Consider the following 16,027-nt stretch of genomic DNA (forward strand, 5'->3'; position numbering starts at 1 on the left):
TCTGCAAGTGATACGAGAAAAGGGTAGTGAAAAATGTAGATAATTTCGATTTCAGCACAGATTGAATTAAATATTTTGCCCTAGAGGGTTCATAGCTGAAATTTTTTGTCAGTTCTTTGCAATTTTGGGCAAAAAAATAGGCAATCAACATTGCCTATTTTTGACCAAGTCAGCACAAATTACGCTTCTTGATGTGGTGCAGCCGCAGGAGCATCAGCCGTTGCCGTTTGAGTGTCTGCTGGTTTTTTTACAGGAAAATCTGGAACAAAAACAACTTGTGCAGAAACAGTTGCAGAAAGAGCCATTACAGCGACAGCCAAAGCATATTTAACAGCGTTCATGATATTTCCTCTAAAAAGGAGGTCTCACTAAGGAGACTGGGAGTTTTAAAAAGATAAATTTCGCATGAATAATATCAAAAAATGATCGATTTAAGCGCTGGTTTAGGCCATTAAAAGATGAATGGTGAGTTCATTTATTGTTAAAAAACAATTAATTATAATAAATACTCTAGTCTGGTATAGAGTTTTTACTCCAGTGCTAAGCTGTTTAAATTTAAAGTGAAAATTTAGATTTTCAAGTTTGAAATGAAGCTTGAAAGTAGGACTTTTTTGTCTGAAATGAGACCTGAAAAAGGACTTGGAGTTACATGATTAATTGTTTAAATATTCATCATTTTGAAGTCTTTTGATTGTGCATACTGTGTAAGTTTTTGCTGTGGAATGTTTAAGTTATCTATTTTTGATTAAAAATTCACCTAAGATGAACAGGCAAAAACAACAATAGCTGAGGACAAACAGATGGCCATTGCAAAAGTGGTAGAAGTCAATTCAAGCAGTGCGAAAAGTTTTGAAGATGCGATTCAGACAGGGATCGCAAAAGTCACCGAGACGGTGAAGAATGTTCAAGGTGCTTGGATCAATGAACAAAAAGTGGTGATTAAGGACAACGAAATTGTAGAATATCGGGTCAATCTTAAAATTAGTTTCTTGGTCGATTAAACACAAGTCCATTTTTTTATAACCTATAAAAAATCCCCGCAGATCGGGGATTTTCTTATCTATGGATAGGGCTCAGTTAAGCTCTAAATCCAGTATCCTTATGATTGTTTTGGTGTTTCACAAGACTCATCGGAACACTGTGCCGCATTATTTTCTTCTGTTGGCATTTGTGCTTTTTCAAGGACTTGTAAAAAGACTTCACGCGGCTGTGCACCCGCTAAAGCCACACGTTGATCGAAAACAAAGAACGGCACACCCGTTACCTTCAGTTGTTCACGCGCCACTTCTTGGTCAAACTTCACGAAATCTGCGTATTCGTCAGAATCCAGCACATCATCTACTTCAACTGGGTTTAAGCCAATACGAGAGGCCACATCTTCAATGGTTTCACGTTCACCAATCGGTAAACCTTGCGTCATATAGCTAAAGAAAAAGGCTTCTTCGGCTTCATTGCCTAAACCGTGGCTTTGAGCAAGGTGGATAATACGGTGTGCATTGAAACTGTTGCCTGAGTTGGCATTTTCCCAGTTAAATTCAATGCCTTCTTCCGCAGCCATTTTGGCAATATTACGTTGCATCTCTTCAACTTCAGCCACTGTGCGGCCATATTTTAGTGCGAGACGTTCTGAGTTCGAAATTTCTTGGCGTACTGGTGCATCTGGATCCAGTTCAAAACTGTGCCAGTGCACTTCCAATTCTACACCAGCCTGTTCAGCTGCCGCTTCTAAACGTTTTTTGCCAATATAACAAAAAGGACAAACAACATCTGACCAAATATCTACACGCATGGGATTTCTCAAAATAGTAAAAAGAGCAACTAAGGAAATGATGGGGATGAGTTATAAAATTTAAAGCAGGGTCATTAAAAAAAGCTGTTTCGTTATGGATTCAATCAGTTGAACCCTTTGGGCTTGACCGTTTATCTGACAACTACGCAGCATAAAGATCGAAAAATATACAATAGGGTTAAGGCGCTTAGTTTGAGCACGCCTTTTATATCTCTTATCGTTTGGGATTGTTTTATGAAATTTTTAAATTATCTTCCCGTTTTTTGTTACGCTCTTCTTTTTATGCCGACTTTGTTGCAAGCCAATGGTGAGATTGTAAGTCTACCGACTTTTAAAACCATGGCGGAATCAGAGCTACGTGCTGAAACGGGTGTGATTCCTTATCAACAGGATGAAAATATTCGTAAAGCCTTGCAGCACCGTATTGTTCAGTTGCAGGATGATGCACAGTCTTTTGTGGTCGATCCGACTATCACTCAAAATGTAGATATTTTGCCCCCTGCGGTCACCGCAGATCTAAATTCTGTGCCGCCTTTGTTACGTGAACATGTTTTGAACATCGCCGCTGGTTTGCAGTCGTCTAATCCAACTGAAGGTTTGTATATTATGTTACAGCCGTTTGGCATTGACCGTAATGCGACCAATGTACAAATTGCCCGTGAACAAATTTCGATTGGGCAGATTGATCGGAATTTTATGCAAGGGATTCAACAGAATAGTCAGCAACCGAGAACACCTCCAGCGAAGTAATACTTCCTAATTCATTTATCGCCAGTACATTCCTCATCCACTTGGGGAGGGTACGGCCTTAGCATCCTCAAAGATCGATAACATGTTGAAATATTGATCATGTGCCTTTATTTGATATGATGAAAAGAAATGAAGAGGAAGCTGAACATGCGACGTATCGTGTTGATTTTAGTTCTTGCGACCAGTGCCGTTTTTGGTTGGATGTTTTATCAGTATTCTCAACAACAAAAAGAGCAGCAGCAGCTACAAAGCTATGAAACGGTGCTGTATGAAAAGACCGAACAAATTTACAAACAAGCTCAAGATTGGACCACACCGATTCAAGTCGATGTAAAAGACCCACGTCTGACAGGTGACTATCAAATTATGGCGGAGTTTGTGCTCAGTCATATGCTGCAGAATGCCGAAGCGCGTAATCAATATCTACGAGATTTAAAAGCCTTAAATTGGGATCAATTTTTAAATATTGACCGATTAAGCAAAGACAAAAAGAACAATTATTCTGAAACGGAGCAAATGCTGAAAGACGTACATGCCGTTGTCGATAGCTATGCACAGCAGGTTGAACAACGTCAAAAAGAGGCCATTGCTCAGGCCAAAGATTTAGCAATATCTGCGCGATTCCGCCATCAACTGACTGACAGCATGAAAGCCGGTGAAAAAAGCCATGAAGCCACCCGCCTGTTTAGTCTTGAACAACAGAATTTAGCCAAGGCGGATCAAATTTTCTTGGTGCTAAAAAATAACCAATGGGAAAAGAAAAATAACACCTTTATGTTTTATGAAGATGCACCACTACAGCAGTTTAATGCGCTGTATAAAGAGATTTTGGCACTGAATAGCCAGATGCAGCAGGTCGAAAAACAGACCCAAAAAGAGGTAGAACAGAAGTTATAACACCGTACAAAGATGACAGTCTTGTAAGCGGACTGTCATCTGTTGTTCAAAATACGCTGCTAGAGTAAAAGCATCACAACGATGACGACTTTTCAGTGCAGGCAGGTGAGTCATGAGAACCATACACGTTTTTGATGATATTCAGCATGTGTATAGTGAGTTTGTAGAAAATAAAAACTATCCAAAATTAGAACGTTTAAGCAACTGGGGGAAGAATCGTTTTTTCTTCAACCAATATTTCAAAATGATTGAAGACTGGCACCACACCGAACAAATCGTGATTCAGTTTAACCAACAGTACTTCAGTCTAGATACGGGCAGCGCGCCTGACTTTATGGACAAAGAAAAGTATATGGCTTGGTTGATGGGCGAACTCTTAATTTAAATCTTTCACAAAACAGCACAGCGCCTGATCCGTTCTAGGCGCTGTGCTTGTATTGAATTAATCAAAAATTTTATCGGCTGCTTGAAACGGTAGGCTGACCACGTCGATTGCCACAGCAAAGGGCAGTAACACTAATTTTTCAAAAGAATTCATGCCTGACTTCGATTTATAACTTTCCTCTTGATGGGTATAAATGCTCACCTGATAAGGCTTACTCAAGGCTTTTAAAGACGCTAAATTGTTCGCCGCAGGGTAAACCACACCTGCCAGTTTGATCTCAAAACAGAAACGCTGCGCAAACATGCGTTCATCGCTGGAACTTGAACATTCCTTCGCGCCATTTTCAATAAAAAATTCCAGATCTTTCTTGCTGATGTCTTCTTTGAGCTTCACATAAGACAGTGGCAGTGTTCCCGTAAAATGACCATCATTCTTTTCTGAATAGAAACTTAGTTCTCGGGTCACTTGAATATTTTTCGGGTCTAGTTTTCCAATCAAACTGACAAATTGGGGCCCGCCTTGGGTAAGGATATAACTTTTTTGTTGCCCCGCAATCACTAAACTATGCGCAGGTAAATTCGGCAGAGGCTGAGCAGGCTTGCCAAAAGCCACCACTTGGTCTTCGATCAAGGTGACTTGGTTGGTACGGGTATAGGTTTTATTGTCTTTGGTCATCAAGGTTTTGGTGGCACAGCCTGTGAATAATGTTCCCATGACGCCTAAGCAGATGATGGTTCTTAAAGGTGATGCAAACATCGATAGACTCCGAATCATTTGAAATATAGTTAAGCTGAATTTTTATTGTCTTTAAGCCTATCATTAAAATGTTCAAAAAGGCGTCAAAGCTCAAAAGTTTAACGTCATGAAAGTTCTATGAGTCGCTCAATGTAGGGGAGCGACAGATTTTATTTCTTACACATCTGTAGTTTTTAGTCACTGAATGAATGTTCATTTGAGTCTGAACTGGCTATGATCATACAAGCGTTCAATAATAAAAGATGGACTGGCGAATACGTCATAACAAAGGTGGGGACTAGGCTGATGCAAGACTTGATTTGTTATAAAGAACTTCCTGTGTGGACTGCGCAGGCCATTCCGCAAGGGTTTAAAAATCAACACAATACCAAAGCAGGCACGTGGGCAAAGTTAAAGATTTTTCAAGGTGAGCTGAGTTTTGCTTTTCTAGATGAGGCAGGTCAAGTGCAATCTGAGCATCTATTTACCCCTCAGCAACAGCCACCATTTATTCAGCCTCAAGCATGGCACAAAATTGTTTCGACCAGCGATGACATAGAGTGTCAGTTGCAATTTTACTGTACCCCGCAGGATTATTTTTATAAGAAATATCAGCTTTCACCTACGCACTCAGAAATTTTGGCGGCTACGCCGTATTTACACGGTGGTCGGGCTTTGGATATCGGCTGTGGGCAGGGGCGAAATTCGCTGTATTTAAGCCAGCAAGGCTTTGAGGTGGATGCTTGGGATGTGAATCCGCAAAGTTTGCAAAAATTACAGCAAATAATAGATGCCGAAGGTATTCAAAAGATTCATGTGCAACAGCGTGACCTCAATGCTGACCCAAGCTTTACTGGCAGATACGACTTTATTTGCTGTACGGTGGTGATGATGTTTTTAGAAGCGCCAACGGTGAAACCATTGATTGCGCAGATGCAGCAAGCCACAAATGTAAATGGGTTGAATTTGATTGTGTGTGCCATGGATACAGATGATATTCCTGCGCAGCCTGACTTTCCATTTGCGTTTAAAGCAGGAGAGTTAAGTGCTTTGTATGAGGGTTGGAATATTGTGAAATACAATGAAAATGTAGGGGAGCTGCATCGGGTCGATGAGCAGGGCAATCGAATTAAACAGCATTTTGCGACGTTATTGGCGCAGCGAATAATTGATTAGCATTATATTTTTTATAACATATATATAACCTAGGTTATATTCGATAGAATTAGACTGGGTTATTTTATAAATTTTATCTATGAAGCGTTATCAGGTCTTAGATTTGTTTTCGGGTGCAGGGGGAATGGCTGAAGGTTTTCTTCAAGCTGGCTTTGACATCCCTTTTGCATCTGATAGAAGTCCTCAAGCTGCATTGACATATGAATATCGTCATAGAGAACAGTTGGGTTACAAACTTGATTATTTTTGTGGGGATGTTCAAGAGCTAGCAGAAGAAAAAAAGCTCAAAGAATTTTTAGGAAAAGATTTTTTTAATATAGATGTCATTTGTGGTGGACCACCTTGTCAGGGTTTTAGTATGGCGGGGAAAAGAAACCCAGATGATTTAAGAAATCAGCTTGTTCGTAGTTATATCAGTATTTTAAAGCAGGTACAGCCAAAGTATTTTGTGATGGAAAATGTTACAGGTATTTTATCTGCAAAATTTTCTATATATCAAGGTCAAACTCAAAGTTATGAAAATGAATTAGTAACTAAGGTTCTTTTGAAAGAGTTTGCAGAAATTGGTTACGAAAATGTTGTTATTAAAACTTTAGATACAAGTGATTATGGTGTTCCACAACGAAGAAAGCGTGTGATTTTTTTAGGGACACGTGATGATATCAACATTCAACTTGTGCATCCTGAACCTTTAAAATCTCAAAAAATCACTGCTAGAAATGCTCTTTCTGATTTAGAGAATATAGAAATTGGTTCAAAAATTGAAGAGTATAAAAATCAGGCAGAATCTAATTATCAAATTAATTCAAGAGCTGGGCATACTCCTAATTCAAAAGGTAAAAAAGTCAAAAGTAAGAAATTAGCTAATCATGAAACAAGCAAACATACTTCGCTTGTAATGGAGAGATTTGGATTACTTTCCCCAGGTGACGACTTTAAAAAAATTTATAATAATTTATCTGAAGAGCAACAAGAGCGTTATAAGACTCGTAAACATAATTGCCGTCGTATGTTGCCGAATGAGCCATCACCGACTGTTCTTACATTACCTGATGATATGGTCCATTACTCAAAAAATAGAATTTTAACTGTTCGAGAATTAGCGCGTTTACAGTCATTTGATGACAGTTTTGAGTTTTTGGGAAAAAGAACGACAGGTGGAATTCTGAGAAAGCAGGAAACACCTCAATACACATTAGTAGGTAATGCTGTACCACCATTATTAGCTAAAGCAATTGCATTAGAAATTAAGAAAAATTTAGAGTTATTGGATATAAAAGATTATGACAACAGAAAAGTTGCACTTTAAAACGAGTTCGGGGATTAAAAGTATTGTTGGTAAAGATTTGATTACTGACAAGTTTGTTGCTATTTTTGAGTTGGTTAAGAACTCATATGATGCTGGTGCAAAGCAAGTAACTATTACATTTGATAAAGATAAAATTATAATAGTGGATGATGGACATGGAATGTCCAAAAATGACTTGGTTGAAAAATGGCTAAATCTAGCTTACTCAGAAAAAAAAGAAGGATCTTTAAGTAATAAAGAGCGTATCTATGTAGGATCTAAAGGCATAGGAAGATTTTCCGCCGATCGGTTGGGTAGTAAGCTTACTATTACTACAAAAGTGAAAGATGAAAACTTACAACATATCGTATGGATTGATTGGAATAAATTCGATGAAGATTTGAAAACATTGTTTGAAGATGTATATCTTGATTATGAGGAGTCAAGACTATTTGATTTAAATGTTGAATCTTACACAAAAATTGAAATATGTAGTTTACATGATAAATGGTCAAAAGATGATATTTCAAAAGTCAAAGAAAGCTTAAGACGCCTAAAAAACCCATTTATAAATGATGATGGTTTTCAAATTCTGTTTATAGACTCTACTGACTTATTGGAAGCTAAAGAATATATAAAGAGTAATATTGCTGAGGTATTGAAAGACAAAAGTATTACCATTGAAGCAAAATTTGAAAAGAAAATTAGTGTTAAATTATTTGATAGAGGGGAAAAAATTTATGAAGTTGAGTCAGATAATTTAACGAATCTTAATACCTGTCCAATAGGAGTTAATGTTAATTATCTAACTACATCTGCTAAGATGGCATTTACGAAAAAAATGAAGGTTGAACCTGTAAATTACGGTAACATTTTTATTTATAAAAATAATTTTAGAGTTATGCCGTATGGAGAGAAAGATCATGATTTATTTGGCTTAAACATGAGGAAAACTCAAGGTCATAGTAGATATCTTGGAACACGTGAAATAATAGGATTTATAGATATCTATGATAAAAAAAATAATTTTTTCAGAGAAACGTCTTCTCGAAATGCAGGTTTTGTAAACAATATTTACTTGTCTCAACTTGAGAGCCTTTTTATGGAATATATCATCCGACCTTTAGAATCATATATGGGTCTTATTTCATGGGGAGAATTTAAGGTTGATGATTTTGAAGAAACAAAAGAGGTTTTTTTTGATGATATTGAACTAACTGAAACGGATAAATTTAAAAAATATATTACTAGGAAGAAAAAACTTGTTTTCTTTAAAAATGATTTAAGTTTTGAAGAAAATAAGCCTGAAAAAAAACTGGAACAAATAGTAAAAAATATTTCTAATGAGAAAAAGAAAGAAATTGAACCATTAGTTAAAGAAGTAAAAAAACAAGTTGAAGATCTAAAAAAAGTATCTAATGATCAAGCATTAAGATCTCAAAAGCAGCAAAAAGATATTAAAGCTTTAGAGCACCAAAATCGTAATTTATCTTCTAGGAATAGGACAGCTGAATCCTATATAGAGCAAATTACTCATCATTTTACAGATTTATCTGAAAGAATTTTTTATGATTCTGCAGACTTATTAGAAATTTATAATCAAATAGACAATCAAGAATTAAAGTCTGGGTTAATATCAATTATTAGTAACTTGAAAGGCTATATTGTTGAACTTGATGATTTTAAGAATATTTTGATTGATACTAGTTATGATGTCAAATCTGCGATTAATAACTTAGACTGGCTTGAAATAGCAAAATGGTATTTTGAGAGGAAGTTAAAGAATAGTAGAGATTTTAAGGTGATTATTAGTGGTGATTTAAATTTAAAAAAATGGTGCAGAACTTCTAGAATTTTAGATTTAACGATGGTTTATGAGAATTTTTATAAAAATTCAAAAGAGCACGGTGCAAAATTTTTAAATATTGAATTTACTGAAGAAAAAATTTTATTTTCTAATGATTCAAAGCCTATTGAAGAAGAATTTTTATTGAAAATTTTTGATGATGGTTTTTCAACTAAACCTAACGGTACGGGAATAGGTTTGAATCAGATTAAGAGATTTATTAATTCTCAAGAATTGTCAATAAATGTAAATAATATTAATGGATTGGTTGTATTTGAGGTTCAATAAATGAGATTAGATTTTAATATTGCACTTATTGATGATGATATAGATGATACCCTAAGAGATAGAGGTGTCAAAAGACTAGAGCAATTATTGGGGAGTCATATAAGAAAAAAGGGCTTTAATCCTTGTTTTAGGAAAGAAAAATCTTCAGTACCAATATTGGAATTAAGTACATCTGAAAAAAAACGGATGGATTTATATTTAAGTGATAATAATTTGAGTAATAATTCACAACAACATAACACTAATGAAGAAGATGGAGGAATCGAGTTATACTTAGCATTAAAAGAGCATTTTATTTGTGATTTTATTTTGTATTCACGATCAGATAAATCTACAATAGTAGCTAAATTAGTTAAAGATTTAAGTGAAAAACAAAATCCAAATTTATTCACACGGTTTTCATTTATAGAAAGAAATAGCACTAATGAAGAGTGGATAGGTGATATTTTAAATATAGTCAATCATATTATTACTAGAAGAGAAGAGTTAAATAATTTAAGAGGAATCTTTGCTCAAGTAATGTCTCGTGTTCATCATAAAATGATTGAAAGATATGGTATTCCTAAAAATTTAGGTCTTGCTGATAGTATTAAGTATGCAAATGACAATCGAAAAATCACGGCTACAGATTATGTGGAATTATTGGGGCTGAAAAATATTAGAAATGGCTTATTGCATAATGATGAGTTTATCTGCCCTGAGAAAAAAGTTCGATGTATATCTTATAAAAAAATTGAGTATTCTTCTGTATCCAGAAAGATATCGGAAAGAGATGCTTATATCTATGAAACGGATGATTTTGATGTGTACCGAAGAAAATTGTATACACTTTATGATCGTTTTAAATAAAGAAACCCCGCAATAAGCGGGGTTTTTTTATCTCAGTATTTAACTAAATATTAAACACGTTCGATAATAGTCGCGATACCTTGACCAAGGCCGATACACATGGTCGCAAGACCAATTTGCGTATCTTGTTGTTCCATTACGTTCAACAACGTTGTTGTGATACGCGCACCAGAACAGCCCAATGGGTGACCAAGCGCAATCGCACCACCATTGTGGTTAATGATGTCTTGCTTTTCATACACACCTAAGCCTTTCATGACTGATAAGCCTTGAGCAGCAAATGCTTCATTTAACTCGATGGTTTGAATATCCGCCATGCTTAAGCCAGCACGGTTAAGCGCTTTTTGTGTCGCAGGAACTGGACCATAGCCCATGATCGCAGCATCACAACCTGCAACCGCCATAGAGCGAATCACAGCACGTGGCTTAAGACCTAAAGCTTGAGCACGCTCAGCAGACATCAGTAACATTGCAGACGCACCATCAGACAAAGCTGAAGATGTTGCCGCTGTGACTGTACCGCCTTTCGGGTCAAATACAGGACGTAATGCAGTGAATGCTTCAATGTTCGCATCTGGACGAATCACTTCGTCGATGTCGCATAGGATTTTGAAGCCATTGGCATCATGACCTTCAACGCCTACGATTTCGTTTTTGAAACGGCCTTCTTGCGTTGCAGCCCAAGCGCGGCGGTGTGATTCAACACCGAAAGCATCTTGTTCTTCACGCGAAATGCCATTCATACGACCGAGCATTTCAGCGGTTAAGCCCATCATGTTCGACGCTTTTGCATAGTGCTTAGACGCTTCAGGGTTCAGGTCGATGCCGTGCATCATCCCTACGTGACCCATGTGCTCTACACCACCGATGATGAAGATATCACCTTGGTTGGTTGCAATCTGTGCAGCAGCGGTGTGAAGCGCTTGCATAGATGAACCACAAAGACGGTTAACCGTTTGACCTGCCACAGTTTTTGGAAGGTCAGCCAATAAACCAATGTTACGGCCAATGTTCATACCTTGTTCTAGAGTCTGGTTGACACAGCCCCAGATCAGGTCTTCAACTTCATTGGTGTCAAACTGGTTACGAGCAACTAAAGCACGAACCAATTCAGCCGATAAGCTGTCAGCACGTACATTGCGGAACATACCGTTTTTGGTTTTACCCATTGCTGAACGTACGCCATCAACGATGACAACGTCACGTGGATTTAAAGTAGCCATTCACGTTGCTCCTTAACCGTAGAATTTTTTGTTGTTAGCAGCCATGTCACGCAACATTTGTGGCGCTTCATAAGCCTTACCTAAGTGTGCGTATTTGTCGCAAAGTGCAACGTATTCAGCAACACCTGTTTGGTCGATGTAACGGCATGGACCACCACGGAATGGAGGGAAACCGACACCCATAATCATCGCCATGTCTGCTTCAGAAGCAGTCGCGACGATGTTGTCTTCTAGGCAACGAACAGTTTCGTTACAGAAAGCAAGCATCATACGGTCAATGATTTCTTGAGCATCAAACTCGCGTTTTTCTGCAGTTGCCACAGTAGCAACAAGCTCATACGCAGTTGGATCAACCACTTTGGCTTTCTTACCTTTACGGTCAAGTTCGTATTTGTAGAAACCAACGTCATTCTTTTGACCAAGACGTTTGTTTTCGTACATGGTTAAAGTTGCGCCTTTGTAGTCTGGCTTCATGCGGTCAGGGAAACCTTCCGCCATAACTTCTGCACCGTGTACGCCTGTATCGATACCCACAACGTCGATTAGGTAAGCAGGACCCATAGGCCAGCCGAATTTTTCCATGACTTTGTCGACTTGTTGGAAGTCAGCGCCGTCTTTCAATAGCAGGTCAAATGCACCGAAGTAAGGGAACAATACGCGGTTTACAAGGAAACCAGGGCAGTCGTTCACAACGATTGGTGTTTTACCCATTTTCTGAGCAAGAACCACAGTGGTCGCAATTGCTTCAGGTGAAGTTTTTTCACCACGAATCACTTCGACCAATGGCATCATGTGCACTGGGTTAAAGAAGTGCATGCCGACAAAATTTTCTGGACGTTGTAGGTTTTCTGCCAAACGTGTGATTGAAATGGTTGAAGTATTTGAAGCAATGATCGTGTTGTCACGTACTGATTTTTCAGTTTCAGCCAACACAATGCCTTTGACTTTTGGATTTTCAGTCACGGCTTCAATCACGATATCTACTTCTTTAAACTCGTCGTAGCTTAAAGTTGGACGGATGCGCGCAAGAGTTTCACCCATTTGAGCAGGTTTCATCTTCTTACGTTCAACTTGTTTGGTCAGTAAGCCATTGGCTTCTTTCATACCCAAAGCAAGTTGTGGATTACCAATGTCTTTCATGATAATAGGTGTGCCTTTGCTTGCCGCTTGGTAAGCAATACCACCACCCATGATACCCGCGCCTAATACAGCCGCTTGGTTTACAGGGTGTGCACCTTTTTCATATTTCTTCGAAGTTTTCTTCACCACTTGGTCATTGATGAATAGACCAATTAATGCACCTGCTTGTGGTGTAATGGCTGCTTTTGCAAAACCAGCCGCTTCAGCTTGAAGTGCTTCATTACGTGGAAGGCTTGCACCTGCTTGTAATGAGTCAAGAAGAAGTTTAGGCGCAGGGTATTGAGCAGGATTTGCTTTTGCAAGAACTGCACCTTTCGCCGAGTTGAACGCCATTATTTGTTCGATTGGGTTCAATTTAACAGGGTCAAGTTTTTCCTGACGTTTTGCTTTCCAGTCTACACGGCCAGCAAGGGCTTGTTTAACCAAGTCAATCGCAGCGTCTTGTAGTTTGTCTGCAGTAACTACGGCATCAACCGCACCGTCTTTCAGTGCCGCAGCAGGTTTTTTAGGATTAGCCATGGCCATCCATTCAACTGCATTGTCGATACCAATTAGACGGCTTAAACGAACCGTACCACCGAAACCAGGGAAGATGCCCAGTTTGATTTCAGGAAGACCGACTTGAGCCGCTTCTGACATCACACGATAGTCACACACGAGACACATTTCAAAGCCACCGCCCAATGCCATACCATTGATTGCAGCAACTTTAGGAATTTCTAAATCTTCAAACGCGTTGAAGATGTCGTGAACAGGCAATGCCCAATCCACAATCGCTTGTTCGCCTTGAGCGAAGTTTGCACCAAATTCAGTAATATCTGCGCCAACGATAAATGTAGATTTAGCCGAAGTAACGATTAAGCCTTTGATGTCACCGTTTGCTTTAACAGCGTCAATTGCAGCTTTAAAATCTTCAATCGTTGCACGGTTAAATTTGTTGACCGACTCACCTTGTAAGTCAAAGCGGAATTCTGCAATTCCGTCCGAAAGCATTTGGACGGTAATGGCATTGCCAGCGTGGATCATGCCTGATCTCCTTTATTTTGGAGGACTTCTAAGTTGATGTTATGAAGCGTGTGCGATACTTCTGCACACATATATGCCTCGCTAATCTTACGATAACTATATCGAAAAAAAATATAGCAAGTTGTATCAAGCCGTGACGCAAGGGTCATCTATTTTTATTCAATTATTTCGTGTGCTTGCGTGATGTATTTTTGAATGATGCGGCCTAAATAGAGTGAAGTTTTTGTTTCGGTTAAGATTTTTTATGGATGAGTGATTAAAAAATGATTAGACAGCGTCCTTATATTTCAAGTCAATATTTGTGCCGATTTTGGCAATTTAGTCAATGCTGCACTTGCAGGTAAACCCAAACAGAATGAAAACTTGTGATGAAAAGCTGGAAATAGGACGTACTTTGCAGCGTATGTTATAATTCGCAGTCTAGACCGAATACCGGTCTTTTTCTTTTATTTCGTTTTCTTTGGTTTCCAGGTTTTCATATGATTAAGTGGATCATTCTGGCGATTTTTATTCTTTCTGCACTTTATATTCAGCAACGTGGGAAGGTTCGTCACTCGTTTTATCGTCAATTTTTCGATCATTCAACGATTCTTGCACCGATTAACTACCTCATGTACATGTTTTCAAAGGTGCCGAATCAGCCGTATATCGACACTCAGCATTTTCAAGACTTAAAAGTGTTGGATGAAAACTGGGAAATGATTCGTGATGAAGCAAAAGCTTTATATGAGAAAGGCGGAATTAAAGCATCGAGTAGTTATGATGACTTGGGGTTTAATTCCTTTTTCAAAACAGGCTGGAAGCGTTTTTATCTGAAATGGTATGACTCTGCACATCCCTCAGCCGCTGAACTTTGTCCAAAAACGACGGCGTTGCTGAAAACCTTGCCGACCATTAAAGCCGCGATGTTTACCGAGCTGGCACCTGACAGCCGTTTGGTTCGTCACCGTGACCCTTATGCGGGTTCATTGCGTTATCACTTGGGGCTGATCACACCGAACGATGACCGCTGCTTTATTGATGTGGATGGTGAGCGCTATTCATGGAGGGATGGTGAAAGTGTGGTCTTTGATGAAACTTATATTCACTATGCCGAAAACACCACGGATCAAAACCGCATTATTTTCTTTGCTGATGTCGAGCGTCCTTTAAAGACACGTTTTATGGAACGTTTCAATCATTGGTTTGGTAAAAAAGTCATGACCGCTGCTAGCTCTCCAAATGAAGCAGGGGATCAAACGGGTGGGCTGAATAAAGTCTTTGGTTATGTCTATCAAGTGCGGATCAAAGCCAAAGCTTTGAAGAAAACCAACCGTCAACTGTACTACTTCTTAAAGTGGTTCTTAATGCTCGGAATTTTCTTCCTGATCTTTGTTCGACCTTATGTGTTTTAAAGAACATTAAACGCCCTCAGGGACATTTTTTATTTAGGCAGAAAAGGGGGAAGCCTATCTGCCCTTTTGATTTTTCTATTTATTTCAAGGCTTACAGTGGATTTGAACCACGCATAGCTTTATGCTCTATCCAGTTAAAACTAAAAACAACATGAGCGCGTATCTGTGTCATTTTTAAGATCGCAACTTATAATTTAGATAAAGCATGAGGTTTCAAGGTGCAAAAGTTTCGTTCGAAGATGGACTGGTGGTTTTTGGGGTTTATTATTGCGATGTCAGGTCTGTTGGCCCAATTGATTTTGACCACCTATGGCAAAGGGATTTTGATGCAAAATCTCTTGTTCGTTGTCGTCTATGCCTTGACTATTGTTTTGCTGTGGTGGCCGCTGTGGAGTACTCGCTATGTGGTCGATCAGGAGCAACTGACAATTCGCAGTCTCTGTTTTAAATGGATCATTCCCTTGACTGCGATACAGTCTGTTTCTGAAACAGATAATTCCATCAGTTCACCAGCCTTGTCCTTAGATCGTCTAAAGATTGAATACTTAAAAGAGGGCCAAACCAAAACCATTTTGGTGTCACCGAAAGATAAAGTAGCGTTTAAAGCTGCATTAAAATTGTCATAAATACAGTCTTAGGTAAGTTGTATGCTTTACGGGCCTAAGCGAGTGAAAGCCTTGCTCAAATATGCCGTGAAGACTAAAGTAAAATAAACTTGAGTTCTGTTCATCCCACAAACCTCCACATGCAAAACGTCTACTTGCCGTTGAAGGATATGCTTATGAAGTCGTATCAATTGAGTCCGACACAAATTCAAACTTTAGTACCGCATATGGGAAGTTGTATCGCATCAGATATGATTACGGTGCAAGGCCTAAAAGTGGCCTACATGTACCGTGAAGAAGCACAATCTAGCGATGAAAGTGGTTGGGTTTTTTTATCGGGTGAAGAAGGAGATGACTATATTGAAGACCCTGAAAATTTAGGTTTTTATGAGGTCAATGTGATTGCCAACTATGATGCGGACATCATTGCTCACTTAAATGCGCCTGCGGGAAGTCACTTTGCCCGCAATGAACAAGGTGTGTTTGAACGGATCGATTTTGAAGAGATGGATCTGGAATAAGCCTTCAATCTCAGTATCAATGTCTTTTGCCAGCAGACTGGTTTTGAAATGCACTTTCATGTGCTTGAAATGCGTCAGACCTGCCCAATCTAAAAGACAGATCAAAGGCTAAGCC

Annotated in this window: 16 protein-coding genes; 11 read left to right on the forward strand and 5 right to left on the reverse strand. The window is 38.6% G+C overall.

The genetic code is table 11. The annotated features are described in order from the left end of the window. Positions 1-179: 179 nt before the first annotated feature. The gene (locus tag MN200_RS01660) at positions 180-341 is read right to left on the reverse strand and encodes a hypothetical protein (RefSeq protein ID WP_004692748.1); all 162 of its coding nucleotides are present in this window, start codon (positions 339-341) and stop codon (positions 180-182) included. Between the two features lie 459 nt (positions 342-800). On the opposite strand from MN200_RS01660, the gene MN200_RS01665 reads away from it, so the two are divergent. Beyond that, on the forward strand, positions 801-1,001 hold the full coding sequence (locus MN200_RS01665) for a dodecin family protein (protein WP_242759962.1): 201 nt from the start codon (positions 801-803) through the stop codon (positions 999-1,001). A 98-nt stretch (positions 1,002-1,099) separates the two neighbouring features. On the opposite strand, the gene MN200_RS01670 is transcribed toward MN200_RS01665, so the two are convergent. Then, the gene (locus tag MN200_RS01670; RefSeq protein WP_039890315.1) at positions 1,100-1,789 is read right to left on the reverse strand and encodes a DsbA family oxidoreductase; all 690 of its coding nucleotides are present in this window, start codon (positions 1,787-1,789) and stop codon (positions 1,100-1,102) included. A 234-nt stretch (positions 1,790-2,023) separates the two neighbouring features. Here MN200_RS01670 and MN200_RS01675 point away from each other — a divergent pair, with 234 nt between their 5' ends. From MN200_RS01675 to MN200_RS01685, 3 genes are all read left to right on the forward strand, one after another. Next, on the forward strand, positions 2,024-2,539 hold the full coding sequence (locus tag MN200_RS01675; RefSeq protein ID WP_242759963.1) for a hypothetical protein: 516 nt from the start codon (positions 2,024-2,026) through the stop codon (positions 2,537-2,539). 147 nt (positions 2,540-2,686) lie between these two features. Next, positions 2,687-3,436 carry a hypothetical protein gene (locus MN200_RS01680; protein WP_242759965.1) on the forward strand — a complete coding sequence of 250 codons (750 nt, stop codon included), beginning with the start codon at positions 2,687-2,689 and terminating at the stop codon, positions 3,434-3,436. Between the two features lie 112 nt (positions 3,437-3,548). Then, on the forward strand, positions 3,549-3,821 hold the full coding sequence (locus tag MN200_RS01685; protein ID WP_005400961.1) for a hypothetical protein: 273 nt from the start codon (positions 3,549-3,551) through the stop codon (positions 3,819-3,821). Between the two features lie 57 nt (positions 3,822-3,878). On the opposite strand, the gene MN200_RS01690 is transcribed toward MN200_RS01685, so the two are convergent. Next, the gene (locus tag MN200_RS01690; protein WP_242759966.1) at positions 3,879-4,577 is read right to left on the reverse strand and encodes a hypothetical protein; all 699 of its coding nucleotides are present in this window, start codon (positions 4,575-4,577) and stop codon (positions 3,879-3,881) included. A 285-nt stretch (positions 4,578-4,862) separates the two neighbouring features. Between MN200_RS01690 and tehB the strand changes: the two genes are divergently transcribed. From tehB to MN200_RS01710, 4 genes are all read left to right on the forward strand, one after another. Next, positions 4,863-5,732 carry an SAM-dependent methyltransferase TehB gene (gene tehB, locus MN200_RS01695; protein WP_242759967.1) on the forward strand — a complete coding sequence of 290 codons (870 nt, stop codon included), beginning with the start codon at positions 4,863-4,865 and terminating at the stop codon, positions 5,730-5,732. A 79-nt stretch (positions 5,733-5,811) separates the two neighbouring features. After that, the gene (locus MN200_RS01700; RefSeq protein ID WP_242759968.1) at positions 5,812-7,041 is read left to right on the forward strand and encodes a DNA cytosine methyltransferase; all 1,230 of its coding nucleotides are present in this window, start codon (positions 5,812-5,814) and stop codon (positions 7,039-7,041) included. After that, positions 7,016-9,154 (forward strand): ATP-binding protein, encoded by a 2,139-nt coding sequence (locus tag MN200_RS01705; RefSeq protein WP_242759969.1) that lies wholly within the window; start codon positions 7,016-7,018, stop codon positions 9,152-9,154. Before MN200_RS01700 ends, MN200_RS01705 begins: the two co-directional genes overlap by 26 nt. Further along, positions 9,155-10,003, forward strand: coding sequence for a hypothetical protein (locus tag MN200_RS01710; protein WP_242759970.1), 849 nt, complete (start codon positions 9,155-9,157; stop codon positions 10,001-10,003). A 50-nt stretch (positions 10,004-10,053) separates the two neighbouring features. Here the strand turns inward: MN200_RS01710 and fadA are convergent, their stop codons facing one another. Together fadA and fadB are read right to left on the reverse strand one after the other, a co-directional pair. Continuing rightward, positions 10,054-11,226, reverse strand: coding sequence for an acetyl-CoA C-acyltransferase FadA (gene fadA / locus MN200_RS01715; protein ID WP_242759971.1), 1,173 nt, complete (start codon positions 11,224-11,226; stop codon positions 10,054-10,056). A 12-nt stretch (positions 11,227-11,238) separates the two neighbouring features. Beyond that, complete coding sequence (gene fadB / locus MN200_RS01720; protein WP_242759972.1) at positions 11,239-13,392, reverse strand: fatty acid oxidation complex subunit alpha FadB; 2,154 nt, start codon at positions 13,390-13,392, stop codon at positions 11,239-11,241. 479 nt (positions 13,393-13,871) lie between these two features. On the opposite strand from fadB, the gene lpxO reads away from it, so the two are divergent. The 3 genes from lpxO to MN200_RS01735 all read left to right on the forward strand — a co-directional run bounded on the left by lpxO (position 13,872) and on the right by MN200_RS01735 (position 15,912). Next, entirely contained in the window at positions 13,872-14,786 is a 915-nt protein-coding gene (gene lpxO / locus MN200_RS01725) for a lipid A hydroxylase LpxO (RefSeq protein WP_125273387.1), read from the forward strand. Positions 14,787-15,004: 218 nt separating this feature from the next. Beyond that, the gene (locus MN200_RS01730; protein WP_010325754.1) at positions 15,005-15,412 is read left to right on the forward strand and encodes a PH domain-containing protein; all 408 of its coding nucleotides are present in this window, start codon (positions 15,005-15,007) and stop codon (positions 15,410-15,412) included. Positions 15,413-15,567: 155 nt separating this feature from the next. Then, on the forward strand, positions 15,568-15,912 hold the full coding sequence (locus MN200_RS01735) for a DUF2185 domain-containing protein (RefSeq protein ID WP_242759974.1): 345 nt from the start codon (positions 15,568-15,570) through the stop codon (positions 15,910-15,912). Positions 15,913-16,027 lie beyond the last annotated feature (115 nt).

Source organism: Acinetobacter sp. LUNF3 (genome assembly GCF_022699605.1).
In the GTDB taxonomy this organism is placed as follows: Bacteria; Pseudomonadota; Gammaproteobacteria; order Pseudomonadales; family Moraxellaceae; genus Acinetobacter; species Acinetobacter johnsonii.